Consider the following 25,491-nt stretch of genomic DNA (forward strand, 5'->3'; position numbering starts at 1 on the left):
TTTTATTCTTTATTTTTTGTATCGATTATAATGGTTACCGGTCCGTCATTTACAAGAGCCACTTTCATATCGGCTCCAAATTGACCGGTTTTCACTTTTCTTCCCGACTCAACTTCCATTTGCTTTACAAAAGATTCATACATCGGTATGGCAATATCCGGCTTTGATGCTTTGACATAAGAAGGGCGGTTTCCTTTTTTTGTTTGCGCATGAAGGGTAAACTGACTTACCACAATTACTTCACCTTCACAATCTTTAACCGACAAATTCATTACTCCCTCACTATCAGCAAATATTCTCAGATTAGCAATTTTTGACGCCAGCCAGTTGATATCCTCCTGATTAGAAGCATCTTCAATGCCAACTAAAATTAGCAAACCTTTATTAATTTCCGCTACTTTTTCCCCTAAAATTGTAACCGATGCTTCAGAAACTCTTTGAATTACTGCTCTCATTCTTCTACAGGCGCTTTTCCTTCACCATAAATATCAGTTCTGTAATGCTGCTCTTCATCACCTTCTAAAATCTGTATGTAACTCTTATACCTTGACCAGGCAATTTCATCATTATCCAAAGCTTCTTTTACAGCGCAATGTGGCTCTTCTTTATGGAGGCAGTTGTTGAATTTACATTCCTGCTTCAATGCAAAAAATTCGGGAAAATAATCCCCAATTTCCTGCTTTTCCATATCAACAACACCAAATCCCCTGATTCCGGGTGTGTCTATAATTTTAGCATCAAAACTCAGGTCAAACATTTCGGCAAAAGTGGTTGTATGCTGACCTTGTGAATGCGAATCGGATATTTCTTTTGTTTTCAGGTTCAATGTTGGTTCCAAAGCATTGACAAGAGTTGATTTCCCAACTCCCGAATGTCCTGAGAACATGGAAACTTTCCCTGTCATCAAATCTTTCAGTTCATCCAAACCTTTCCCTTCTTTTGCAGAAACGCGCAGACAGGTATAGCCGATGTTTGAATAAACGTATTGTAAGTACAATTGTTCATCCAATGTGGCTTCATCATACGTATCGATTTTATTAAAAACCAAAACTGCTTTAATTCCGTAAGCTTCGGCAGTAACTAGAAAACGGTCAATAAAACTCGTTGTGGTTACCGGATTATTGATGGTAATCAACAGAAAAACTACATCGATGTTAGACGCAATGATGTGGGTTTGCTTTGATAAATTCACCGATTTCCGGACAATATAATTTTTACGGTCGTGGATTTCATTGATTACACCAATAGTCACATCAGCTGAAGTATCCAACTCATAATTTACCCGATCGCCCACGGCAATCGGATTTGTACTTTTTATTCCTTTAATACGAAATTTACCCTTAATGCGGCACTCCAAAAACTCATTGTTTTCGGTTTTAACCGTGTACCAGCTTCCGGTAGATTTATACACAATTCCTGTCATGCAGCAAAGATATTGAAAACCTTGAAATAAAAAAGGTTGCCATCTGGCAACCTTTTGATTATAATGTCATTCTTCCTAATCTGTCCTGAGATTTTCTCGAAGCATAAATGATATACTCCTTTGGATTTTTTCTATAGAAAACTCCCGGTCTGATTACCAATTCATTTTTGATTACTTCTTCAGGATCTTTTCTTGTGATTTCACCTTTTCCATCAAAAACAAATAAAGTAGGAACTGCATTGTTATAGTTGCCTAACGATTTAATATCGTCCATATTTGTAATACCCTTATTCTTTTTGTTATCATTAAAAAGAACATTTAATTGTCCGTCTTTATAGATAGGAATAGCACTTAAATACTCAGGTCCTTTTCCTAAAACACCTAATTGAAATGACACACCAACTGCAACAGTAAAATTACCGCCACCTGCAAAAGCACCTAAACCTAAAGAAGTTACGGTTGCAGTTGCATTTTGGTCTTTTGCCACAACATTACTCCACTCTGCAGATCCGTCAGGTCTTAACGAAGTCACGATAATTTCATTAGTGTAGTAAGTAACAGGAGTTAAACCAATTGGCCCAATTCCCTGTGTTTTACCAACATATGTAAATCTTTCTTCAGACAAAACGATTAAACCACCATCATTTTTCTCAATGATTGTATGAATTTTATAGTATGGTTTTAGATCTTTTCCTTTTTTAGCTTTACGTTCTCCCAATAATTTAACCTTTGTAGCGTAATCAAACTCATTAAATTTTAAATTATCATTTTGGTTTGTATTGATATTGATCGTAGCGTTATAAATTCCTTTTAATTCTTTATTCGCTTTACCGTTTTCTCTTACACTTGAGTAAAATCCAACTAACTGAACTTTATCATTACTTGTTGAAAGCAAAGAACAGTTGATGATTTCTTTCCCTTTGATATTGATATCAACTACTTCTTTTTTATAACCGTTTGATTTTTTGAAAGCATGTACCTGAAACTTTTCAATTTGCTCTTTTTTCTTGCTGTCTCTGTAACTTTCGTTCACTACAAGGAATGCATCACCTTTGTAATTTACATCGAAATCAGAAATTGTAAACTCGAAATCTTTTTTTGAATCATCAAAAGATACTTTTTCAGAATTTGCAAAAAGCTGGTTTAAGCCGGCATCAAATAATTTCAAATCATATTTCATTGCATCTTCTTTGTTAAACAAAGAGGCATGCATTGCGATTACCTGAGTTTCATCAGCAGATTTTTTGAAATAAAAATCACCTCTTGCCGATTTTTTAGCAACTTCAGCTTCGAACATAGGAAGCATTTTGTTGCTTAATTTTCCGTCTTCAGAAATTTCAATACCAACAAGTTTGAATATTTTTTCTTTGCTTTGGTAAACACTTCCGATAACATACAAATGATTACCTAGCATTATAATTTCTTCAAAATCAATTTCCTTATCTTTGATTTCAGGTAAAACGATAGGCTTATTTGAAATCAATTTCATTTCTTTCGAAGTGAAAATTTTAAGGTAATAATCATTCCCTTTCAATCCCAATGCATAGACTTTATCATTAGCTTCTCCAATGATTTTTACAATTTTAGCTTTTTCATCGGTAATTTCCTCACCGTAGTTAAAGCTCAAATTTTCAATTTTGTATTGAGCAAACGTCATCTGACTGCTGACCAATGCCAGCAGCAATAGTAAAAATTTCTTCATAGATGTAAATGGGTTAAATTTTTCGAGTGCGATATTACGAAAAAGAAAACCATTTTAACTATTCTTTGTAAACTTTTTCCTGATGATTAATACTTTCCTGGTGAATGGCCTTAAATATCTTTAAAACAAACTCTTCACTCAGTCCTTTACTCTCACCATCCAAAATCATACGGCCCAAAATTTCGTTCCAGCGGTTGTTTTGCAAAATAGCTACATTCTTTTCTTTTTTCAATGCTCCAATCTGATCAGCCACTTTCATACGTTTTGCCAAAATCTCAAGTAACTTTCCATCAAATTCATCGATCTGGGTTCTGAACTTAGACAGTCGGCTACTGTAATCATCAGCAGAATCTGTCTCTTTACGCACTCTCAAATCCACAAACATTTGCTTTAATCTGTCCGGTGTCACCTGTTGTGCAGCATCGCTCCAGGCTTCATCAGGAGTACAATGTGTTTCAATCATTAAACCATCATAATTCAAATCCAATGCCTGTTGGGAAACTTCTTCAATCATATCACGGCGTCCGGCAATATGGGAAGGATCACAAATAATAGGCAAATCAGGAAATTTATTCTGTAAATCGATAGCAATCTGCCATTCCGGGTTGTTTCTGTATTTTGTCTTATCGTAAGTTGAAAATCCCCGGTGAATCACGCCCAATTTTTTAATTCCGGCATTGTGTAAACGCTCCAGTCCTCCCAACCACAAAGAAAGATCAGGATTGACTGGGTTTTTAAGCAGGACAATTTTATCCGTATTCTGTAAAACATCGGCAATTTCCTGAACTGCAAAAGGATTCACGGTAGTTCGTGCTCCAATCCATAAAACATCAATATCATGCTCTAAAGCCAATTTCACGTGCTCAGCAGTTGCAACTTCTGTCGCCACAAGCATTCCGGTTTCTTTTTTTACGCGTTGCAACCAGGGTAATCCTACCACTCCGATTCCTTCAAAACCTCCGGGACGTGTTCTCGGTTTCCAGATTCCGGCCCTGAAGACTGAAACATCAGACCCTTTCAGTTCATTGGCAACAGCCATTACCTGCTCTTCGGTTTCGGCGCTGCATGGTCCTGCAATTACCAGTGGATGGGTTAAATTAAATTTATCTAACCAAGTATGTAGTTCTTTTTTATTTTCCATAAAATCAAATGATTACACAAAGGTAATCGGTATTAAAATCTATTTATAACTTCTTTTATTTTTTCTTCTTCAACACAAAGTGAGAAACGGATATACCCTTCTCCTTTACTCCCAAAAACAGTTCCCGGAACGATAAAAAGGTCATTTTCTTTTAAAATTTTATCCACAAAAGCTTCTGATGAATTTTCTGTTTCCGGAATTTTAGCCCAAACAAACATTCCGACACTTTCCTCATCACATTGGCATCCCAGTTTTTTAACCAACTCAAAAATCAAATCACGTCTTTTCCTATAAATCCGGTTTTGTGATGTGAACCAATTTTTACCAAGTTTCAAAGCTTCAACAGCTCCCTTCTGGATGCCGTAAAACATACCGCTGTCCATATTACTTTTGACTTTCAAAACAGCGTCAATCAGTTTTGTACTTCCCGACACCATTCCGACACGCCAACCGGCCATATTGAATGTTTTACTTAATGAGTTCAGTTCCAAAGCCACCTCTTTTGCACCTTCAATTTGTAAAATCGAAATCGGAGTTTCATTCAATACAAAACTGTACGGATTATCATTTACTATCAGAATATCATGCTTTTTAGCAAACTCAATTAATCTTTCGAATAACTCTTTACTCCCTTTTGCTCCCGTAGGCATGTGCGGATAACTCACCCACATCAATTTCACTTTTGACAAATCAGCTTGTTCCAAAGCTTCAAAATCAGGTTCCCAGTTATTTTCTTCCGACAAATCATATAAAACTGCTTTGGCTCCCACTAAATTTGAAACCGAATGATAGGTTGGATAACCGGGATTCGGAATTAACACTTCATCTCCTTCATTTAAAAAAGCCATGGAAATGTGCATAATTCCTTCTTTGGAACCCATTAAAGGCAAAATTTCCAGGTTTGGATTCAAGCAGATTCCAAAATGGGTTTCATAAAAATCGGCCATACCTTTCCGTAGTTCAGGCAAGCCCTGATAACTCTGGTATTGGTGTGCTTTTTCATCAAACAATGCTTTCTGAATGGCTAAAATAACCTTATCAGACGGAGCCAGATCCGGACTCCCGATACCCATGTTCACTATGGGTTTACCTTGATCAATAAGCAATCGTACTTCTTTCAGTTTTTGGGAGAAGTAGTACTCATTGACACTTTTCAATCGGTTTGCTGTTGCAATCATACCCTACCGTTTTTATATTCACCTAATATTTTAAATTCCCTGGTTTTTAACTCCAGTATTTCTTTTGCTTTTCGATACTTTTTATAATCGTCAAATGTCACATCAACAAAAAAAGAATACGTCCATGGTTTTTGGATAATGGGCATCGACTGTATTTTAGTCAGATTGAGTCCGCTCTGATTCATCTCGTTTAAAATCAAAGCCAGATTTCCTTGTTCATCTTCCAGTTCAAATTTGAGGGAAGCTTTGTTGATTTCATTTTCGGGAATAACTTTATTCGTAGTTTTCACGATGACAAAACGGGTTGTATTATTCTTAATCGTGTGGATATCCGAAGCCAAAACCTCTAAATCATATAGAGATGCTGCAACCGGACTGGCAACCGCAGCGATTCCTTTTAACTGTTCTCTCTGGATACGCTGTGCAGTTTCGGCAGTATCAGGGCTTTCCACCAATTTAATATGTGGATACTGACTGAAGAAAACACCGCACTGCAACAACGCGATCGGATGTGAATGAACCTCTTTTATATCTTCGATTTTCTGGCCTTTCAACGCCATCAAAGTCATATTGATACCCAGATAATATTCCCCGATAATGTGCAGATTATTTTGATCAATCAAGGCATAATTCGGAATAATTGAACCGGCTATTGAGTTTTCCAAAGCCATAATCCCCTTACCTGATTCTTTCCGCAACAAACTCTTAACCAAATCACTAAAAGACATACATTCATCTAAAACCACATCGCTATTGAAGTAACTTTGTGCCACCTGATGATGAAATGAACCTTTAATTCCCTGTATTGCAATTTTCGTTTCCATAGGACAAAAAAAAATCCCGATGAGATTCACCGGGATTGACTTTATATAATTTAATTTATTGACTACACATTAAACAATACTATAACAACCCCTGGTCTTGCTCCAGAAGAAAAAATAAAAGCTGTTATAATATGTTGCGAAATTTTTCACTTGTTGATTTTGTATTCGGCTAAAGTAAATAAATAATTTTTAAACACAAAACAATTCAAAAAAATTTAGCTTAAATTATTACTTTTGCGGTAAATACAAAGCATCATGTCAATCGAAGTTCAGAATATTTCCAAAAATTACGGAACGCAAAAAGCGTTAGACAACATTTCTTTTAAAGTAAACAAAGGTGAAATCGTAGGATTTCTTGGACCGAACGGTGCAGGAAAATCAACTTTAATGAAAATCCTGACTACGTATATTAATGCAGATGAAGGAGTTGCCAAGGTGAATGATTTTGATGTAAAAAGCAATCCGATCAATGTTCAAAAATCGGTTGGCTATCTTCCGGAACACAACCCTTTGTATTTGGATTTATATGTAAAAGAATATCTGGCTTTTAATGCTGATGTATACAAAGTAGCCAAATCACGTATTGACGAAGTAATTTCATTAACAGGACTTACGCCCGAATCACATAAAAAAATCGGGCAACTGTCAAAAGGATACCGTCAGCGCGTTGGATTGGCGACAGCCTTACTGCACAATCCGGACGTTTTAATCTTAGATGAGCCCACAACAGGATTGGACCCTAACCAATTGGCAGAAATCCGTGATTTGATTAAAAACATCGGAAAAGACAAAACGGTTTTTCTTTCCACGCACATCATGCAGGAAGTAGAAGCCATTTGCGACCGCGTGATCATCATCAACAAAGGAAAAATAGTTACTGATAATACGATAGAAAACCTGGTTCAGGAAGTTGTTGAACAGATCATTGAAGTTGAATTTGACCAAAACGTTTCTGAAACATTAATCAATCTGTTACCCAACTTAAATTCTTATTCAAATACCAATGGCAATAACTGGGAATTGAATTTCAATACCGAAACCGATATGCGCCCGGCTATTTTTGATTTTGCCCAACACAATGGATTGAAAACACTACAACTTTCACTTAAGAACAGAAATCTGGAAAGTATTTTCAGGGAGAAAACAAAATAATTACAAAAGGCTGCAATTGCAGCCTTTTGTAATTATTCATTCAATATCCTCCTCCTCCTCCGCCTGAGGTTTGTTTTACAAGTTGACCTCTTATTTCACCATCTGGATAAGCGGCGCTGTGAATATTCACATAATACAGATTCGCTTTTAAATCGGCTTCCTGTTCAGTCGTAAGTGCAGTACTTGTCAAATACATTGGCGAAGCCGTAACAGTTATCGGAAAAACCGGACCGCCGGAAACTCCAACAGCACCTTTATGAACATGAGCTGCAGTAGCTGTCATACCTGAATAGGTCACGGTCAGGTTAAAAATTTTGGTTGTATTATTAAAAGTAAGGGTTGCGTTACCTGTTGCAGAGGAAGCATTCGAAGGTACTTCACTCATTCCTGTCATCATTCCCCTATAAGTGGTAGTTCCGGATGACCCACCTCCACCACCATTATCATCATCATTTGAAGAGCATGAAACCATGCCCAAAACAAAAAAAGGAATTACTAAAAATTGAACTAATCGTTTCATCTTTATATTTTTAGATTACTCTTTTAAAACCTCAAAAAATATCAAACATATAACCAATAAATATTGGTCATTAAGCGACCTATAAAGTTAGTGATTAATATACTAGAACGTAAAAACCAACTTCAATATTTTGATTTACAGATTTTTAATAAAATTTAAAGCATAAAAAAAACATCCTAATGGATGTTTTTTATTTTTTTTTAGAAAACACTTAAAAAATCTCTTTAGCGATAGCTTTGATATTTTCTGCTTTTCCCATCGAGTAGTAATGCAATACAGGAATTCCGGCTTTCACCAATTCTTTACTTTGACTGATACACCATTCAATCCCGATTTGTTTTACGGCATCATTGTCTTTTGCTTTTACCACAGCCATAATTAAATCATCCGGTAAATCCACTTTGAACCGGTGCGGAATTAAGTTCAGTTGTTTTTTAGTCGCAATTGGCTTCAATCCCGGTATAATTGGAACTGTAATTCCGGCCGTCCTGCATTTTTCTACATATTCGAAAAACTTCTGATTATCGAAAAACATTTGGGTAATAATATAATCGGCACCATTTTTAATTTTCTGTTTCATGAAATAAATATCACTGTCCATGCTTGGTGCTTCCATGTGTTTTTCAGGATAACCGGCCACTCCGATACAAAAATCCGTTTGATTGGTATTCTGTAAATCGGCATCAAGATAAATTCCGTTATTCAGATTATTGATTTGGGTAACCAATTCGGTAGCATAAGCATTACCGTCTTTTTCAGGTTTGAAATAAATTTCGCTTTTCACGGCATCACCACGAAGTGCCACAACATTGTCGATTCCGAGAAAATCCATATCGATCAGGAAATTTTCGGTATCTTCTTTGGTAAAACCACCACACAAAATATGTGGAATGGCATCAACTCCATATTTATTTTGGATAGCCGAACAGATTCCAACCGTTCCCGGGCGCTTTTTCACAATTTTCTTTTCCAGTAATCCGTTTGGCAATTCCTTGAATTCATATTCCTCACGATGGTATGTCACATCAATAAATGGCGGATTAAATTCCATTAACGGATCGATCCCATCAAAAATACATTGGATATTCTGACCTTTCAAAGGCGGTAAAATTTCAAACGAAAATTGCGTTTTCCCGTTGGCTCTTTCTATATGTTGCGTTACTTTCATTCGTATTGGTTTGTGGTTATTTGTTTATTGTTTCCTGTTGGGACCACCAACAATAAACCATTAACATTTTAATCTGCTATATTTGGCGCTAACCATTTTGTTGCTTGTTCTAAACTTATATTACGGCGACTGGCATAATCCGCTACCTGATCCTCTTTTATTTTCCCGAGCCCGAAGTATTTACTTTGCGGATTGGCAAAATAATATCCCGAAACCGAAGCAGCCGGCCACATGGCCATACTTTCAGTCAATGTTACACCGATTTCCTCCTCCACATTCAGTAATTTCCAAATCGTTGGTTTTTCCAAATGATCAGGACAAGCCGGATAACCAGGAGCCGGACGGATTCCTTTGTAATTTTCTTTAATCAATTCTTCGTTCGTCAGGTTTTCATCAGCGGCATAACCCCAGATTTCCTTTCTTACTTTCAGGTGCAGATATTCGGCAAAAGCTTCTGCAAAGCGGTCGCCCAAAGCTTTTACTAAAATGGAATTGTAATCATCCAGTTCTTTTTCAAATTCGGCAGCTTTTTCATCCACACCAAAACCGGTCGTCACACAAAAACATCCCATATAATCCTGAACTTCTTCAACCGGCGCCACAAAATCTGCCAAGGCAATATTTGGCGCTCCGGCCGTTTTTTGCGATTGCTGACGAAGTGTTAAGAAACGGACTAATTCTTTTCCGCTTTCATCACTCACTAAAACATCGTCATCATTGATCTGATTCGCCGGATAAATTCCCAGAATACCTTTGGCCTTAAACCATTTTTCAGTGATAATCTGCGAAAGCATTTTTTGAGCATCGGCAAACAAAGCAGTTGCCTGTTCACCCACGATTTCATCGGTCAAAATAGCCGGAAACTTACCGTACAATTCCCAAGATTGAAAAAAAGGAGTCCAGTCGATAAAATCAACCAGTTCGGACAAATCGATTTCAACTTTTTTAGCACCGATAAAATTTGGCTTTACCGGTTCATAAGCATTCCAGTCAATTTTAAATTTATTCTTGCGTGCTTCAGCAACTGACAGGAAATTTTTCTCACGGCTTCTGTTCAGATAACCTTCACGTAATGTATCATATTCATCGCGCAACGACTTGGCATAACCTGATTTTGTGTCTTTTTGCAATAAATTAGTTGCAACCGTAACCGCACGTGAGGCATCATTCACATGTACGACAGTTTCTTTATACTCTGGCGCAATTTTCACGGCCGTATGTGCACGTGAAGTCGTTGCTCCACCAATCATTACAGGAATTTTAATATTGAGTTTATCTAATTCTTTGGCCAAATACACCATTTCGTCCAACGAAGGCGTAATCAAACCGCTCAATCCGATAATATCCACATTTTCTTTTACTGCCGTTTCAATGATTTTTTCCGGCGGCACCATCACTCCCAAATCGATGATTTCAAAATTATTACAGGCCAAAACCACCGAGACAATATTTTTCCCGATATCGTGCACATCACCTTTAACCGTAGCCATTAGCACACGGCCGGCACTCGATGATTTCCCATCTTTCTGCTCTTCAATAAACGGTAGCAGGTATGCAACCGCTTTTTTCATCACACGGGCAGATTTCACTACTTGAGGTAAGAACATTTTTCCACTTCCGAATAAATCACCCACAACGTTCATTCCGTTCATCAAATGATTTTCGATTACTTCAATCGGGCGGTTAACTGACAAACGTGCTTCTTCCACGTCGGCTTCGATAAATTCATCGACTCCCTTCACCAACGAATGTGTCAAACGTTCCTGTACAGAACCGTTACGCCATTCCTGAACAGCCTTCTCGGTATTTTTTACGTCACCTTTAACACTTTCGGCAAAATCCAAAAGTCTTTCGGTTGCATCATCCCTCCGGTCTAAAATAACATCTTCAACATGTTCCAGTAAATCCTTTGGTATATCATCATAGATCGTCAACATTTCAGGATTCACAATTCCCATGGTCATCCCGTTCTGAATGGCATGATATAAGAAAACCGAATGCATCGCTTCACGAACAGTGTCATTTCCCCTGAACGAAAACGAAACATTACTCACACCACCGCTGATGTGGGCGTGTGGTAAGTTTTCCCTAACCCATTTGGTTCCCCTGAAGAAATCCAATGCGTTCAATCGGTGCTCCTCCATTCCGGTAGCTACCGGGAATATATTCAAATCGAAAATGATATCCTGTGGCGCAAAATTTACTTCGTTTACCAAAATATCGTATGATCTTTGGCAGATTTCGATACGGCGTTCATAATTATCGGCCTGACCCACTTCGTCAAAAGCCATCACGATAACCGCTGCACCATAACGCTTGATTAGTTTAGCATGCTCAACAAAAGTCGCTTTTCCTTCCTTCAAAGAAATCGAATTCACGACACACTTTCCCTGAACCACTTTCAATCCCGCTTCAATGATCTCCCATTTTGAACTGTCAATCATGATCGGAACCCTTGAAATATCAGGTTCGGCAGCAATAAGATTCAAGAATCTGGTCATGGCGTGTACACCATCCAACATTCCTTCATCCATATTAATATCAATAATCTGGGCACCGCCTTCAACCTGCTGTCTTGCAATATCAAGTGCCTCATCGTATTTTTCCTCTTTTATTAATCGCAGGAATTTCCTTGAACCCGTTACATTAGTACGCTCACCAACGTTAACAAAAACACTGGTTGGCATAATAATCAAAGGCTCTAAACCTGACAATAGTAAATTTCTTCTTTCCTGACTCATTATATCAAACTAGTTCTTGTGGATTTCTTGGCTTATAGTTTTTAGCAATTTCTGCCATCAGCCTGATATGATCCGGAGTAGTACCACAGCATCCTCCAATAATATTCACTAAATTTTCTTCAAGGTATTCTTTAATAAGTGCCTGTGTTTGCTCAGGAGTCTCATCATATTCTCCAAAAGCATTAGGCAATCCGGCATTGGGATGCGCCGAGACATTAAAAGCTGTATTATGTGCCAAAGTCTTCAAGTATGGCTTAAGCAAATCGGCACCTAACGCACAATTAAAACCTACACTCAACAACGGAATATGCGACACCGAAATCAAAAAAGCTTCAACTGTCTGACCCGACAAGGTACGACCCGATGCATCGGTAATTGTTCCCGAAACCATGATAGGCACATCGATGTTTCTTTCTTCTTTTACTTCTTCAATAGCAAAAAGAGCTGCTTTAGCATTTAAAGTATCAAAAATAGTTTCAACCAATAAAACATCACACCCTCCATCTAACAAAGCTTCAACCTGTTGTTTATAAGCAATGCGCAAATCATCAAATGTAACGGCTCTGAACCCCGGATCATTCACATCCGGTGACATCGATGCCGTTCTGTTTGTAGGCCCGATGGAACCCGCCACGAATCTTGGCCTATCAGTAAATTCATCAGCAACCTCACGGGCAATTTTAGCCGATTCGTAATTTAGCTCATACACTAAATCTTCCATATGATAATCGGCCATACCGATGGTAGTTCCTGAGAAAGTATTAGTTTCTACGATATCGGCTCCCGCCTGATAATACAAACGGTGTACTTCCTTCACAGCTTCCGGCTGGGTTAAGGAAAGTAAATCATTATTTCCTTTTAACGGATGCGGAAAATCTTTGAAACGCTCACCGCGAAAATCTTCTTCTTCGAATTTATAGCGTTGTAACATGGTCCCCATCGCTCCATCGAGAACAAGGATTCTATTTTTAATTTCGGATTGAATTTTTGACATAAAGTGTAACATATTAGGCATTGCTGCCTGTTTTGGGGCGCAAAATTTTATATGTTATCTAAAAAGAGAGAGAAAATCACTCCGGTTATCTTTGCCTTTACAACAACTGAAAAAAAATCAGTTTAAAAGCTAGAATGCAGCACCTTCTACAAGTGTAGGGTTGCTAAGCGTTCATTGGGTCTATTCCCTCCCGCTTTCTTGATAACGATACTAAAATTATGAACGTTGCAAAATTAGGAATAAAAAACATAAAAAGAAATATTTTCCGTTTTTTACTAACAATAAAATATATTTTAGATTTTCAATCTATTTAATTTGATTTTTATAGAATTTTACTTGCGTATTTTTTCATATTCCAAAAAATGATAGAAATACCATTTCTTCAAATCATTACTTATACAAATCATAATTAACGCATTAAACATCAGAAAAACAGGAAGCCAACCTTCCACTTTATGACCAAACAGCAATAAAAAGAAAAACAACCTGAAAATTTCAAGATAATAAATCCATTTCTTCTGTTCCAGCAATGCACCAATGTTAATCAACGTAACGATCAAAATTCCTGAGAAATTAAATTTCTCATAACCATCCAGATCGGCAAAACCGAAAGTAACAAACGTAAGCAACAAAAACACAAAAACCAGTTGGCAGTTCACATATTTCTTCAAATTATCACTCAACCCAGTTTCTCTTCTGTTCTCCAAAAAAACCTTTTCAATGTAAGGCCGGATATTTTGATCCATAACTTCCGGACTACCAAAGATTATCCTGAATTTCCCTTTAACTGTTACTTCTCTCCTTACACCTTCAATTATTTCCAGATAATAATGGAAATGTTGCCAAAGAAAACTATACCGGTTTAGCGGATGGGTAATCCCATAGACCGGCTTTTCTTCTTCCTGCTGAAAAGTACCAAAGATTTTATCCCAGAAAACAAAAACATCACCAAAATTTTTATCCAGGTATTTTTCATTGGAAGCATGATGAACACCGTGTAAGGAAGGCGTAATCAAAATAAATTCAAGCCATTTTGGAGCATTAATCACTTGAGTATGTGTAAAAAAAGAATACATTCCATGCAAAACCAAAACCAGCATTACCTGATCCGGATGAAACCCAAGTAAAGGCAATGCGCACCAAAAAGGCGTTCTGATAAAAGCCTGGATTGTTGTAATTCGGGTAGCTGCCGTAAAATTAAACTCATCACTGTGATGATGAACAATATGGGCAGCCCAAAAAAGATTAATCTGATGACCTAATCTGTGATACCAATACCACACGAGATCGGCAACCACAAGCAACAAGAGGCAAACATACCATTCTTTCGGAATTTCAAACCAAGCGTAGTTTTCATAGACATATACAAAAACAGTATAAAAAATTCCGCCCACAAACAAGTTGATAAAACGCTCAGCTATACCAATGGAAATATTGGAAACTGAACTTCCGTATTTATAAACTTCCTGATTTTTTTTCCTCGAAATATAATATTCCAGTAACAGAAAAAACAAAAACAACGGCGCTGCCAATACTACCAATTTTGAACCCATTTAATAACGACTACTTAGTTTAAATTTTATTAATTATCCTTTATCGGCTATTCTTAGAATATCACCAAAAACGCCACGTGCTGTTACTGATGCACCGGCACCGGCTCCTTGAATAACAATCGGACGCTCACCATATGACTCGGTATAGATTTCGAAAATTGAATCCGAACCTTTCAATTGTCCCAAAGCTGAACTTTCCGGTACTGAAACCAATTTCACTTCCAGATTTCCTTTGTCCTGTTGCAAATCACCCGAAAGTTCTCCAACGTATCGCAATACGTTTCCTTTTTCTTGATTCTCTTTTACTTTTTCATAGAAACTATCCAACTTCTGTAAACTACTCAGGAATTCATCTGTTGGAATTTCCCGCAACTCTTCAGGAATTAAATTTTGAATCTGAATTTCATCAAACTCATTCTGCAAATCCAGTTCCCTTGCCAGAATCAACAATTTTCTTGCCACATCGTTTCCACACAAATCCTCACGTGGATCTGGCTCAGTATAACCATTCGAAATGGCACCTTTCAACACCTCACTGAAAGCCTTTTCCTCCACCGAAAAATGATTGAAAATAAAGCTCAGTGAACCCGAAAACACACCTTTTATTTTCGTAATATTCTCTCCCGACAAGTGCAACAGCTTAATGGTATCAATAAGCGGCAATCCGGCACCCACGTTGGTTTCATATAAATAATTCTTTTGGTTGTCATTTAATGCTTTGCGCAGTTTTTTATAAAAATCATAACTCAGCGTATTCGCAACTTTATTGGAAGAAACCACATCAAAACTATTCTCAATCAGTTGAATGTAATTTTGTACAAAATCCTTGCTCGCCGTATTATCGACTGCGATTAAATTCTCAAGATGGTTTTCATTGGCAAACTTCACGATATCCTGAATTGTGTAAGCATTACCCTTTTCGCTGATTTCTGCTTTCCAGTTTTCGGAAACCCCGTTTTTATCCAAAAGAATTTTTGAAGAATTGGCTATGGCAAAAACATTCAGTTTGACACCTTTTTTTTCTTCAATCGTTTTAGCAGAAGATAAAATCTGGTCAATTAATGTTCCGCCAACTAATCCGTGACCAAAAATGGCTAGGTTAATTTTTTTGGAAACACCGAAAATCTCACCATGAATTACATTCAATGCTCTTTTCAGATCCGGCTTTTTAATCACCAAACTGATATTTCTTCCAGTGCTGGTATTGTTAAAAAGAATGGGAACAATCTTATTGCGGATTAAAGCAGTATAAGGTTTATGGAACGTACTTAAATCCTGACCGATGATTGAAATAACCGAAATATTATCATCAACAGTGATTTGATTCACATCCCGTGTATAAAAATCGGTTTCAAATTCTTTCTCCAAACCGGTTAAAGCATCCGAAGCTCTTTCGGCATTTACTACAATCCCAATTCCTCTTTCGGAAGAACCTTGCGAAATGATACTCACACTTATATTGTTATCGGCCATCACTTTGAAGATCCTGGCATCCACACCTGTTTTCCCGAGTAATCCTCTACCTTCGAGATTAATCAATGAAACGTTATCCAAAATGGAAAGTGATTTGATTCCTTCATTTGTTTGCTCCGATGTAATTAGTGTTCCTTTATTTTCAGGATTAAAAACGTTAAGGATACGCAGCGGAATATTCTTTTCCACCAACGGAATGATCGTTTTGGCATGCAAAATATTCGCTCCGAAATTAGCCAGCTCATTTGCTTCATTGAAAGACAAGCGTTCAATTTTTTTAGCATCTGAAACCAAATCCGGATTAGCCGTATAAATTCCGTCCACATGGGTAAAATTCTGAAATTCCTCAGCGTCAAGGTAATTGGCCAAAAGTGACGCTGTATAATTACTTCCGTTTCTTCCCAAAGTCGTGGTTTCACCTTGTAATGTTGAAGCTATGAATCCGGTTACAATGGATATTCCGTCATAATTCTCAAAAGCTTTCTTAATATTTTTATCAGTTTCCGATTCTATAGGCTGGGCATTTCCGAAATTACTATCCGTCTTAATTAACTCCCTTGCATCTACAAAACGGGCCTTCAATCCTTTTCCGTTCAAAACCGAAGTTACATATTTAGCCGAAAGAATCTCTCCGAAAGACACCACCTGATCTTTTATTTTCTCACTGTAATCTCCAAGAAGCTTTACACCTTCAAACAGTTTCTCCAGCGTTGAAAATTCAGATTCAAACAAAATTGCGTCGGCAGCATTAGATTGATACTCTTTAAATCCGGTCAAAGTTTTGGCAAAGTCTTTCCCGTTTTTAGCATCGTCAAGAATTCCCAAAAGCTCATCGGTCGCATTGCCTCTTGCCGAAACAACCACGGAAATAGTTTCGCTGTCAAAATATTTTTTTGCTATGATTGAAATCACCTGATCAATCCCTTTTCCGTTAGCCAGGGATTTGCCTCCAAATTTTAAAACCTTCATTTTCTTTGATTTTTTTAATACCGGCAAATTTTAAAATCACCTGCCGGTAATGTTGTGTGTTATGTTTAGTTATTGTGTTTTTTAAAAACAGGCTCTAAAATTGTGTTAAGCTGTTTATATTCTATCAGAAAAGCATCATGCCCATGAATGGAATCAATTTCAGAATATTGCATTCGTTCATTTACCGATACTAATTTTTGATAAACCGTTCTGTTTTCTTGCGGTGTAAAAAAATAATCGGTATTAATAGCTACTTGTATAATCTGGGCGTTGGTTTTTTTTCCAAATCCAATCAGATCATCTTCGGAAATTTCTTCACCAATCGTTTTCAGGAGATGATTCATCAGTTTGTAGGATTTCAACAAAAATCGCTGTTCCAATTTTTCTCCGTGATGCAATAGCCACGATTCAATATCATACAAGCGTCCTTTTTTTTGAGTTTTAAATTTATATTGAAATGATTGGGGTGTTCGGTATAACAGCATGGCATGTAAACGTGCGTTGTGTATGGGTTGTACCGAATTATTCAAGATTTGATCCTGTACCAGCACGTTCCCAATCAGCCAATCTGTTGCTTTATAATTTGTCGCAATCGGAATGATATACTGAATAGCATTAGGTTTTAAAAACCCCATCTCCCAGGTAATTCCACCGCCTAAACTTCCGCCAATAACAGCAAAAAGCTTATTTATCCCGATTTTCTCCAATCCTTTCCAGAAAATTACTGCAATATTTTTAGTGGTGTAATCTTTATAATTATCAATCAGGTTCTCCGGATTTCCACAATAACCATTTCCCGGAATATTAAAACAAACAACAGTGAAACGGTCAAGATCAATGACTTCATCAAAACCAACCAGACTTTTCCACCAGCCGTTTTCTCCGGCTACATTTGAATTCCCTGTTAATGCATGATTGACCAAAACAACCTCAGCTGTACCCAAAGGCTTTCCGAATAGCTGATATGACAGATTGATATTACCGGCCGGAAATTCTTCCGGCAATAAATCGTCAAGCGTTATGGTATATAAATTTCTCATCTTCTTTTAAAAAAGACTGCCTCCGAATAAACCAGAGACAGCCTTAACAAACAAAAAACAAATTTTAAAGCTGTAATCCCAGATTACGTTTCAATAAATCATAAAAAAAACCTCTGTTTAGGCAGAGGTTTTTATTGTTCTTTTATATTTTAAAATTACACAATAGTATCCCCTGCGTCATATTGACACATCATCATTACTATATAGCACATTGTTGTTTTCACATCATTTATTAACGAGGCAAATTTAGAATCTTTTTCTAATTAAAAAAATATTATAGATTATTTTTCTAAATTTTATTCTTTCATAATAATTTATTAGTTATTTTTTCTATTTAACTCTTTTTTAAATTGAAATAATTCTAGAATTATTCATTATCGCATTAAATTATCATCATTAACATTCTATCACTAGACATGATCACCTTAAACATCGTCACTAAAGGCTATTTTTTTTTACAAAAAACATACCGGCAAGTCACACCATTAAAAGAACTAAAATTGATCTCTTCAAATTCTAACCTACCATATACAATGACGGGTAACAGCTATAATTCATTAGAAAACTAAATATTTAAAGAGTCGGCAAATCTATTGAAAACCAAAATTAATGTTATGTAACAAAAAAGTTAATTAATTAATTTTTAGTTATTTATTAATTTTTTGTACTATTTTTATTACAATATCAACTTTAAAACTAATAATGAAATGAAAACAAAATTTGCAAATGCCTTAAAGGCTTTATTAGTGCTTTCTGCGCTGATCATGAACAGTTGTCAGGATGACACTACCGATTCCGTAAAGGAAAATTCAATTGAAACACAATTAATTGAAAATTTAAAAAAGGAATTAACTACACCTACTTCTCAAGAATTACCACAAGCAGTTCAAAATCAGTTAAATCTTTCGAAAGCCAACCTTTCTAACTACCTAAATGATGAATTAAAAATCACCGAAGTGGAAGTTTTGGGTAAACTTTCAACAAACAAAGGGATTATAACTGCACAAAATGTCGTTTCAAATGAAGAAAGTACTTTAGCATTTGGAAATATAAAAGACAAAAAAACAGTTGTCATTGGAAAAATGAAAAAAATCTACTCAGGCAACGCATTAGCTACAACTAAAAAAAATATTAGTGAAATAGCTGTAAAAGAAATACAACTAGAAGACAACTTATTGAAAATTACATGGGTAAATAAAGGACAAAAATTCACCTCATTATGTTTTTACAGAAATTCCGGAATTGTTTGGGATAATGTTTTAAGCGGATTAATTATGATGGATCCCAAAGGAAAAACAGAATCTTCAAATGAACAGCAATCAAAAATACTTTCTAAATGGTACAAGCAATGGTGGACAGCTAGTTGGTTATGGGGCTCAGATCGGGGAGAAATTGGTTACCAGATAACTATCTATTATAGTGGATCAACAGTGTCCAATACTGACGTTAGTGACTGGGGACACATGTCTTTGGGATCAGCCAGAAGTGAAAGCAAAATAACCAAAGAAACAGGAAGTTACGGTCAATGTAGATATGCTCTGGGATTATGCACACCAACCGGTTCTTTAAGCTTCAGCTACAGTTCTTTTTCCGTATCTTTTTCAGGACTTGGAAGTAACATTGTAAGCAACGGATACAAATCACTTTATCCTTGATTCATCTAATAAAAAACTCCTGTGCCTCAAAAACACAGGAGTTTTATAAAAATAACGATCAGCTTCCTTACTTATGCAAACAATTGCAATTCCATTATATAATCTTAAACAACATCCTTACACTGAAAACAATTACCAGAAATGCCACTAAAAGAATTGCTGTTTTTTGAGGCAGCTTTCCAGCCAATCTTGCAGCAAAAGGTGCCGCAAGCGAACCACCCAAAATAAGTCCGGCCACTATGTACCAGTGACTGACTCCCAAAGAAGCAAAAAAAGTAATTGATGCTGCCAATGTCACAAAGAATTCAGCTAGACTAACCGTGCCCACCACATAACTCGATTTCCTGCCTTTTCCTAGAAGTGTCGAAGTAACAATTGGTCCCCAGCCGCCGCCGCCGAAAGCATCTAAAAATCCTCCTGCAAATCCTAATGTCCCGGCATTGTTAAGCTTTTGTTTTTCAATTTTTTTCCGGAATGCAATCGCCATCAAACGGATACCCAAAAACATTGTATAAGTGGCCAAAACCGTATAAGTTATCTTTTCATATTTACTCCCGAAATAAACCAACAACAAAGCTCCGCTAACTGCACCGACAACACCCGGAACCGCAAGCCACAGCAATAATTTTTTATTGACATTGCCAAATTTGTAATGGGAAAAACCGGTAATTCCGCTGGAAAACATCTCAGCTGTATGAATACTTCCGCTGATAGCCGGCAATTTCACCCCAAACAACATCATACTCGTCGCACAGGTAACCCCGTACCCCAATCCCAGGGCACCGTCGACAAGTTGGGCAAAGAAGCCTACCAGTATCATAATAAAAAAAGCGGAAGGTATCGCACTCACAAAAGCACTTACATCTTGAAAAGAAACAACAGTAGCCAATCCATACCCAAAAAAAACAGAAAGAAATATGGCTGCAATGTCAAATGTTAGTCTTTTATATTTTTTTGTAGCCTTTTTTGCTTCCTTCTTGTTTGATTTAGTAACTAATCCTTCCGTAACCGAATTCAATGAATCCAGTTTCGCTTTCAAATCACCTTTATGCTGCTCGCGGAAAGCATTCAGATTCACGATGCTGTCATTGATGTTTTCCGGAATTGATTCTTCCAGATGCTCACGTAAACGTCTTGCCAACACCGGCGACTTCCCATTGGTTGAAATGGCAATTTTCAAATGGCCTTTCTTAACAATTGAACCCAAATAAAAATCACACAAATCAGGCTGATCAGCAGCATTGACCAATATCCCGCGTTCATTTGCCCTATCCCTGATTTCTGTATTCAAAACTGTATTTTCAGTAGCTATGATTACAAAATCGGCAAATTCCAGATCATCGTGGGAATAAGATCTCTCCGCCCACTCAACATGTGAATTATTCTCCAACACCTTTCGCAATTCAGCATTGATTTCTTTAGCCACAACTTTAATCGGTGTAAGCGGATTTTGTTTTAAAAGTGTATTTGTCTTCTCTAAACCAACATTTCCGCCCCCAACAATAAGGAAGCGGAAAGTATCTGTTTTTAAGAAAATCGGAAAAAGTGTATTTCCCATTTTTAATTTGTTTTTGTTTGTTGATAATTACTCGGTTTTATTCCAAAACATATTTCAATGTAATCCCATACGTTCTCGGATCACCTAAAACTGCGGCATAATGACCTGCATTCCCGGCACCCGGAAGTAACTGCTCGTAATAGTCTTTATTAAACAGATTTCGTCCCCATACCGAAACAGACAATCCGTTTGATGTTCTGAATCCGAAACGTCCGTTGAATAGCGTATACCCTTCAACATTCAAATACTTTGACGGCGACGGACTGGATGAAAATTCTGATCTGAAATAAGAATCCAAAGCGGCAAAAAACTGCCCTTCTCTTTTTAAGAATTTTGCCGCAGTTGCATATTCAGAACCAAAAGCGCCTGTCCATTTTGAAATTCCCGGCAATCTTCCCCCGGAAACATCTTTGAATGCCTGAGCAGATCCGGTTTCTTCCAATGGAACCGGTGCATTTTTAAATGACACATATTTTCCGTCTGTATAAGACAAACTACCGTTAAAATTCAAAACGTCAAGCACTCTTATATTTCCTTCCAACTCAATTCCCCTTACCCTTACTTTTTCAGCATTGGAAAGATAACCTCTGTTCACACCCAACTCAGCCGTTTGAACCTGAGTCTGGTAATCTTTAATATCCGTATTGTAAAGTGTTACGTTGAAACGCGAATTAGAGGTTGGATTACTTTTGAAACCTACTTCAAAATGTTCAACTTCTTCCGGTTTGATGATTGCAAGTTCTGTTAATGGCGCTCCATTTGCAGTTGGCAACCCACCTAGATTTACCCCGACCGGTTTAAAGTTTCGGGCATAGGTTACAAACGAATTGGCTTTCTCCGAAAATTTATAACTGGCTGTTAATTGTCCTGAATAATTGTTGTCAGAAACATTGGCTTTAAAAGCCTGGTCTGAATATACCAACTTCTTCAAAGCGATCAAGTCAGGATCATTGGTCTCAAGTCCACCATAGGTTTTACGATCAAAATCCACTTCTTTTTCATCATAATTATAGCGTAAGCCCGGCAATAAGTGAAATTTTGGTGTTACAGCCCAATCTAACTGACCGAAAATTGCCCCACTGAACGTTTTTAAATCTGATTTCGTTTTTATCCCATAGCCTTCAAATAATCCTGGCGTTTGCCAGTCAGAACTTGTTGTACTTTGAGAAAATCGCCATTGTGCATTTCCGGATTCTTCTATATGATACGGATCAGAATTCAGGTTTTGATTAATTGCATAAACTCCGAAAACCGCTGATACCTTTTCCGAAAAATTACCGGCATAACGTAATTCCTGCGATAATTGTTGGTGAACCGAAGTTGCCTGTGACTTTCTCAACACTGACAGCCCTGTAAAATCCCTGTCATTCGAAGGATCCCAGTTCCAATAACGCCACGCTGTGGTCGATGTTAATTTCCCATCACCGATTTCACGTTCCACATTTAAAGAAACACCACCAAGATCATTATTCGAACGCCAAGGTGTGTCATGATCAATTTTTCGGTCAAAAGCATTTGTTGAAGGCAATTCATACCCTAAATCGGCGATAATCTGATTGAATTGTCGGTAAGCAGCACGCTTTGTCGTAACCACACCCGCGATCACCTGAGCATAACCATCAGGACGCTGGCGTGAAAAATCAGCTGATAAAAGCAATTCCGTTTTTTCATCAGGAGTAAACAACAACTGTCCTTTAACTCCCAAATTATTGATATCATTAATATATTTTCCGGTTCTCACATTCTCAATAACCCCGTCTCTTTGCGTTCCGGAAAAAGATAATCTTCCGGCGAAATTTTTGAACAATTCACCATTCACCGAACTTTTGGCCTGCAAATAACCGTAATTCCCAAAGCTTACCTCAGCAGTCGAAGAAGCAGTAAAATTCGGCTTTCTGGTTGTTATATTGAAAGCTCCGGCAGTGGTGTTTTTTCCGAAAAGCGTTCCTTGCGGACCACGCAACACTTCAATACGCTCAATATCGATAAAATCCAAAGTAGTGGCTGCCGGACGGGCAAAATAAACGCCATCCACATAAAAACCGACACCCGGATCGATACCATCATTCGTCAACCCGAAAGTAGAACCCAATCCACGGATATTTAAAGTCGTATTTCTCGGATTCGAAGAATACAACTGTACCGAAGGCACCAATTCTTTAACGCGGTTCACATTAAAAGAACCGGATTCTTCCACTTGTTTACCACTCACTACAGCAATTGGGATTGGTACTTTCTGTACTACTTCTTTTCTTCTTCTTGATGTAACCATTACCTCAACCAAATGATTGGCTTCGGACTCCAACTCAATTATCAAACTGGCCTGATAAGACAAGACTTCAACTTCTTTAGCCTGATAACCTACATTGGATACGATTAAGACAACCGGAAATTGCAATTCCGGATTAATACTGAATTTCCCTTCTGCATCAGCAATTACAGAAACATTGGTTCCTTTGATTGCTATGTTCGCATCAGGAATAATGGTTTGACTTGCTTTATCCAAAACAACACCTGAAATTTGGTTTAAATTATCCTGGGCATAAGACAACTGACTGAACACAATCAGAAAAAAAACAACTAATTTTATATACTTTTTACTATTTTTCATTTTTATTATTTTATGTGATTTATATGTTTTAATTGATTTACTGCTAGCAACAGCAGCAACTACACAAAACCATTTTCACATAATTCTGACTCAAAAAATATGTCCTTCGTCCTTCGTTAGTATTTATTCTCATTTTTCTAAAATTACCCGGTAAGCATAATCACCGAAAGTTTCTGTTTCCAGTCTTTCTTCAACATATCTTCCCAATAAGACATCAACTTCTTCCAGAATCTGGCTTTCCGTTTGCTTTTCTTTATAAATTCTATTCAATCTTTCTCCGAAACGGTCGCCACCCAACATGAAATTGTATTGCTCAGGTCCTGTTCCGACGAAGCCTAATTCGGCTACATACGGACGGCCACATCCATTAGGACACCCAGTCATACGGATCGTGATTTCATCGTTAGACAAACTGTGTTTCTCTAACAATGGCTCAATTTTAGTTACCAATTCCGGCAAGTAACGTTGTGCTTCTGCTAATGCTAACGGACAGGTAGGCAATGCCACACACGCCATCGAATTTTTACGCAAAGCACTTACCTGTTTTTCGATATCATGTTCCGCTAATAATGCTTCAATTTTAGCTTTGTCCTTATCTTCAATTTCACCCAAAATCAGGTTTTGGTTACCTGAAAAAATGAAATTATTGATTTTCAATTGTGCCAATTCATACAGGAATTGTTTCTGATAAGGCTTCACCACACCATGCTCTACAAAAAGCGTGTAAAACCATTTCCCTTGGTGGTTTTGTTCCCAACCATAACGGTCACTTCTCTCTGTAAATTTGTATGGTCTTTCTTCTTCCAGCCCAAATCCGATGCGGCTTTCCAGCTCTTTCTTGAAGCCTTCCACAGTCAGTTTATCCACCGTATACTTCAATCGGGATAATTTCCGGTCCACACGATTTCCAAAATCACGTTGTACCGTCAAAATTTCATAAACAGCTTTCAAAGTCCTCTCTTCCGTATCCGTAAAACCGATGATACTTCCCAAGCGGGAATACGTATTCGGGTTACCGTGTGTTGTAGCCAATCCGCCACCTATGGCGATGTTAAATCCTTTCAATTCATCATTTTCGACAATCGCAATTAATCCGATATCGTTGGTAAATACATCCACATCATTACTTGGCGGAATAGCAATACCGATTTTGAACTTTCTTGGCAGGTATCGGTCTTCATACAATGGATCAGCCTCTGAAGAACGCTCATAAATTTTTTCCCCATCAATAAAGACTTCGTAGTACGATTGTGTTTTAGGCAACAGCAACGTCGAAATCTTATCGGCATACTCATAAATCTGTTGGTGGATAGGTGAAATTTGCGGATGCGAACTCACAATCACATTCCGGTTCACGTCACCACATGCAGCGATCGAATCCAGTTTGGCGGTATTGAATGCCTGAATAGTCGGTCGCAACTGATGTTTTAACAAACCATGTAACTGAACCGTTTGTCTGGTTGTGATTTTCAGAGTTCCGGTTCCATATTGTTCCGAAATTTCGTGTGTGGCAATCCATTGATCGGCACTGATCACACCGCCCGGAATACGCAAACGTATCATAAACGAATACAGTTTATCCAATTTTTTAGCGGCTCTTTCGGCACGTCTGTCTCGATCATCCTGTACATACATCCCATGGAATTTCACCAGGGTTTCATCATCCGGACGCACATTACCCGTATGATTATCTAAATCGATACTTTCTTTCAAAGTACCGCGAAGACCGTCGCTTTTGGTCTTTATATATTCTACTGCTGATAATTTCTCGCTCATATTTTTATAAGAA

18 protein-coding genes and 1 riboswitch are annotated in these 25,491 nt (G+C 37.4%); of the genes, 2 read left to right on the top strand and 16 right to left on the bottom strand.

Translation table 11 applies throughout. The annotated features are described in order from the left end of the window. Positions 1-2: 2 nt before the first annotated feature. Genes dtd through NAT51_RS14450 form a run of 6 tightly spaced genes read right to left on the bottom strand, consistent with a single transcriptional unit; the run spans position 3 to position 6,268 of the window. The gene (gene dtd, locus NAT51_RS14425; protein ID WP_250599834.1) at positions 3-455 is read right to left on the bottom strand and encodes a D-aminoacyl-tRNA deacylase; all 453 of its coding nucleotides are present in this window, start codon (positions 453-455) and stop codon (positions 3-5) included. After that, positions 452-1,423: a ribosome small subunit-dependent GTPase A gene (gene rsgA, locus NAT51_RS14430; RefSeq protein ID WP_250599836.1), complete on the bottom strand. Its 972-nt coding sequence runs from the start codon at positions 1,421-1,423 to the stop codon at positions 452-454. Before rsgA ends, dtd begins: the two co-directional genes overlap by 4 nt. 58 nt (positions 1,424-1,481) lie before the next feature. After that, positions 1,482-3,125 carry a hypothetical protein gene (locus tag NAT51_RS14435; protein WP_250599838.1) on the bottom strand — a complete coding sequence of 548 codons (1,644 nt, stop codon included), beginning with the start codon at positions 3,123-3,125 and terminating at the stop codon, positions 1,482-1,484. A gap of 58 nt (positions 3,126-3,183) precedes the next feature. Beyond that, entirely contained in the window at positions 3,184-4,266 is a 1,083-nt protein-coding gene (locus NAT51_RS14440; RefSeq protein WP_250599840.1) for a bifunctional 3-deoxy-7-phosphoheptulonate synthase/chorismate mutase type II, read from the bottom strand. A 32-nt stretch (positions 4,267-4,298) separates the two neighbouring features. After that, positions 4,299-5,444, bottom strand: a complete 1,146-nt coding sequence (locus tag NAT51_RS14445; RefSeq protein WP_250599842.1) for a pyridoxal phosphate-dependent aminotransferase — start codon at positions 5,442-5,444, stop codon at positions 4,299-4,301. Next, positions 5,441-6,268 (bottom strand): prephenate dehydratase, encoded by an 828-nt coding sequence (locus tag NAT51_RS14450; protein WP_250599844.1) that lies wholly within the window; start codon positions 6,266-6,268, stop codon positions 5,441-5,443. The genes NAT51_RS14445 and NAT51_RS14450 overlap by 4 nt, the downstream gene beginning before the upstream one ends. A gap of 255 nt (positions 6,269-6,523) precedes the next feature. On the opposite strand from NAT51_RS14450, the gene gldA reads away from it, so the two are divergent. Then, positions 6,524-7,420 (top strand): gliding motility-associated ABC transporter ATP-binding subunit GldA, encoded by an 897-nt coding sequence (gene gldA / locus NAT51_RS14455; RefSeq protein WP_250599845.1) that lies wholly within the window; start codon positions 6,524-6,526, stop codon positions 7,418-7,420. 40 nt (positions 7,421-7,460) lie between these two features. Here the strand turns inward: gldA and NAT51_RS14460 are convergent, their stop codons facing one another. The 7 genes from NAT51_RS14460 to NAT51_RS14490 all read right to left on the bottom strand — a co-directional run bounded on the left by NAT51_RS14460 (position 7,461) and on the right by NAT51_RS14490 (position 17,878). Continuing rightward, entirely contained in the window at positions 7,461-7,940 is a 480-nt protein-coding gene (locus tag NAT51_RS14460) for a CHRD domain-containing protein (RefSeq protein ID WP_250599846.1), read from the bottom strand. Positions 7,941-8,151: 211 nt separating this feature from the next. After that, the gene (gene metF, locus NAT51_RS14465) at positions 8,152-9,108 is read right to left on the bottom strand and encodes a methylenetetrahydrofolate reductase [NAD(P)H] (RefSeq protein WP_250599847.1); all 957 of its coding nucleotides are present in this window, start codon (positions 9,106-9,108) and stop codon (positions 8,152-8,154) included. 68 nt (positions 9,109-9,176) lie between these two features. Then, positions 9,177-11,849 (bottom strand): methionine synthase, encoded by a 2,673-nt coding sequence (gene metH / locus NAT51_RS14470; protein WP_250599848.1) that lies wholly within the window; start codon positions 11,847-11,849, stop codon positions 9,177-9,179. Positions 11,850-11,853: 4 nt separating this feature from the next. Beyond that, positions 11,854-12,843 (bottom strand): homocysteine S-methyltransferase family protein, encoded by a 990-nt coding sequence (locus tag NAT51_RS14475; protein WP_250599850.1) that lies wholly within the window; start codon positions 12,841-12,843, stop codon positions 11,854-11,856. 82 nt (positions 12,844-12,925) lie between these two features. Next, positions 12,926-13,051: riboswitch (SAM riboswitch) on the bottom strand. Between the two features lie 124 nt (positions 13,052-13,175). Further along, positions 13,176-14,396, bottom strand: coding sequence for a sterol desaturase family protein (locus NAT51_RS14480; RefSeq protein ID WP_250599852.1), 1,221 nt, complete (start codon positions 14,394-14,396; stop codon positions 13,176-13,178). Positions 14,397-14,429: 33 nt separating this feature from the next. Next, the gene (thrA, locus tag NAT51_RS14485; protein ID WP_250599854.1) at positions 14,430-16,838 is read right to left on the bottom strand and encodes a bifunctional aspartate kinase/homoserine dehydrogenase I; all 2,409 of its coding nucleotides are present in this window, start codon (positions 16,836-16,838) and stop codon (positions 14,430-14,432) included. A gap of 65 nt (positions 16,839-16,903) precedes the next feature. Further along, positions 16,904-17,878, bottom strand: a complete 975-nt coding sequence (locus tag NAT51_RS14490) for an alpha/beta fold hydrolase (RefSeq protein WP_250599856.1) — start codon at positions 17,876-17,878, stop codon at positions 16,904-16,906. Between the two features lie 707 nt (positions 17,879-18,585). On the opposite strand from NAT51_RS14490, the gene NAT51_RS14495 reads away from it, so the two are divergent. Next, positions 18,586-19,533 carry a hypothetical protein gene (locus tag NAT51_RS14495; protein WP_250599858.1) on the top strand — a complete coding sequence of 316 codons (948 nt, stop codon included), beginning with the start codon at positions 18,586-18,588 and terminating at the stop codon, positions 19,531-19,533. A gap of 94 nt (positions 19,534-19,627) precedes the next feature. Here the strand turns inward: NAT51_RS14495 and NAT51_RS14500 are convergent, their stop codons facing one another. From NAT51_RS14500 to NAT51_RS14510, 3 genes are all read right to left on the bottom strand, one after another. Further along, a complete protein-coding gene (locus NAT51_RS14500; protein ID WP_250599860.1) occupies positions 19,628-21,091 on the bottom strand; it encodes a TSUP family transporter in 1,464 nt (487 codons plus the stop codon). 37 nt (positions 21,092-21,128) lie between these two features. Beyond that, the gene (locus NAT51_RS14505; protein ID WP_250599862.1) at positions 21,129-23,702 is read right to left on the bottom strand and encodes a TonB-dependent receptor; all 2,574 of its coding nucleotides are present in this window, start codon (positions 23,700-23,702) and stop codon (positions 21,129-21,131) included. A gap of 129 nt (positions 23,703-23,831) precedes the next feature. Continuing rightward, positions 23,832-25,478 carry an NADPH-dependent assimilatory sulfite reductase hemoprotein subunit gene (locus NAT51_RS14510; RefSeq protein ID WP_250599864.1) on the bottom strand — a complete coding sequence of 549 codons (1,647 nt, stop codon included), beginning with the start codon at positions 25,476-25,478 and terminating at the stop codon, positions 23,832-23,834. Between the last annotated feature and the right edge of the window lie 13 nt (positions 25,479-25,491).

The organism is Flavobacterium amniphilum (assembly GCF_023634845.1).
GTDB classification, from domain to species: domain Bacteria; phylum Bacteroidota; class Bacteroidia; order Flavobacteriales; family Flavobacteriaceae; genus Flavobacterium; species Flavobacterium amniphilum.

What these genes read in the sequence shown, in the direction of transcription:
- dtd (WP_250599834.1), bottom strand. Translation starts at nt 455, where the DNA reads ATGAGAGCAGTAATTCAAAGAGTTTCTGAAGCATCGGTTACAATTTTA.
- rsgA (WP_250599836.1), bottom strand. Translation starts at nt 1,423, where the DNA reads ATGACAGGAATTGTGTATAAATCTACCGGAAGCTGGTACACGGTTAAA.
- NAT51_RS14435 (WP_250599838.1), bottom strand. Translation starts at nt 3,125, where the DNA reads ATGAAGAAATTTTTACTATTGCTGCTGGCATTGGTCAGCAGTCAGATG.
- NAT51_RS14440 (WP_250599840.1), bottom strand. Translation starts at nt 4,266, where the DNA reads ATGGAAAATAAAAAAGAACTACATACTTGGTTAGATAAATTTAATTTA.
- NAT51_RS14445 (WP_250599842.1), bottom strand. Translation starts at nt 5,444, where the DNA reads ATGATTGCAACAGCAAACCGATTGAAAAGTGTCAATGAGTACTACTTC.
- NAT51_RS14450 (WP_250599844.1), bottom strand. Translation starts at nt 6,268, where the DNA reads ATGGAAACGAAAATTGCAATACAGGGAATTAAAGGTTCATTTCATCAT.
- gldA (WP_250599845.1), top strand. Translation starts at nt 6,524, where the DNA reads ATGTCAATCGAAGTTCAGAATATTTCCAAAAATTACGGAACGCAAAAA.
- NAT51_RS14460 (WP_250599846.1), bottom strand. Translation starts at nt 7,940, where the DNA reads ATGAAACGATTAGTTCAATTTTTAGTAATTCCTTTTTTTGTTTTGGGC.
- metF (WP_250599847.1), bottom strand. Translation starts at nt 9,108, where the DNA reads ATGAAAGTAACGCAACATATAGAAAGAGCCAACGGGAAAACGCAATTT.
- metH (WP_250599848.1), bottom strand. Translation starts at nt 11,849, where the DNA reads ATGAGTCAGGAAAGAAGAAATTTACTATTGTCAGGTTTAGAGCCTTTG.
- NAT51_RS14475 (WP_250599850.1), bottom strand. Translation starts at nt 12,843, where the DNA reads ATGTCAAAAATTCAATCCGAAATTAAAAATAGAATCCTTGTTCTCGAT.
- NAT51_RS14480 (WP_250599852.1), bottom strand. Translation starts at nt 14,396, where the DNA reads ATGGGTTCAAAATTGGTAGTATTGGCAGCGCCGTTGTTTTTGTTTTTT.
- thrA (WP_250599854.1), bottom strand. Translation starts at nt 16,838, where the DNA reads ATGAAGGTTTTAAAATTTGGAGGCAAATCCCTGGCTAACGGAAAAGGG.
- NAT51_RS14490 (WP_250599856.1), bottom strand. Translation starts at nt 17,878, where the DNA reads ATGAGAAATTTATATACCATAACGCTTGACGATTTATTGCCGGAAGAA.
- NAT51_RS14495 (WP_250599858.1), top strand. Translation starts at nt 18,586, where the DNA reads ATGAAAACAAAATTTGCAAATGCCTTAAAGGCTTTATTAGTGCTTTCT.
- NAT51_RS14500 (WP_250599860.1), bottom strand. Translation starts at nt 21,091, where the DNA reads ATGGGAAATACACTTTTTCCGATTTTCTTAAAAACAGATACTTTCCGC.
- NAT51_RS14505 (WP_250599862.1), bottom strand. Translation starts at nt 23,702, where the DNA reads ATGAAAAATAGTAAAAAGTATATAAAATTAGTTGTTTTTTTTCTGATT.
- NAT51_RS14510 (WP_250599864.1), bottom strand. Translation starts at nt 25,478, where the DNA reads ATGAGCGAGAAATTATCAGCAGTAGAATATATAAAGACCAAAAGCGAC.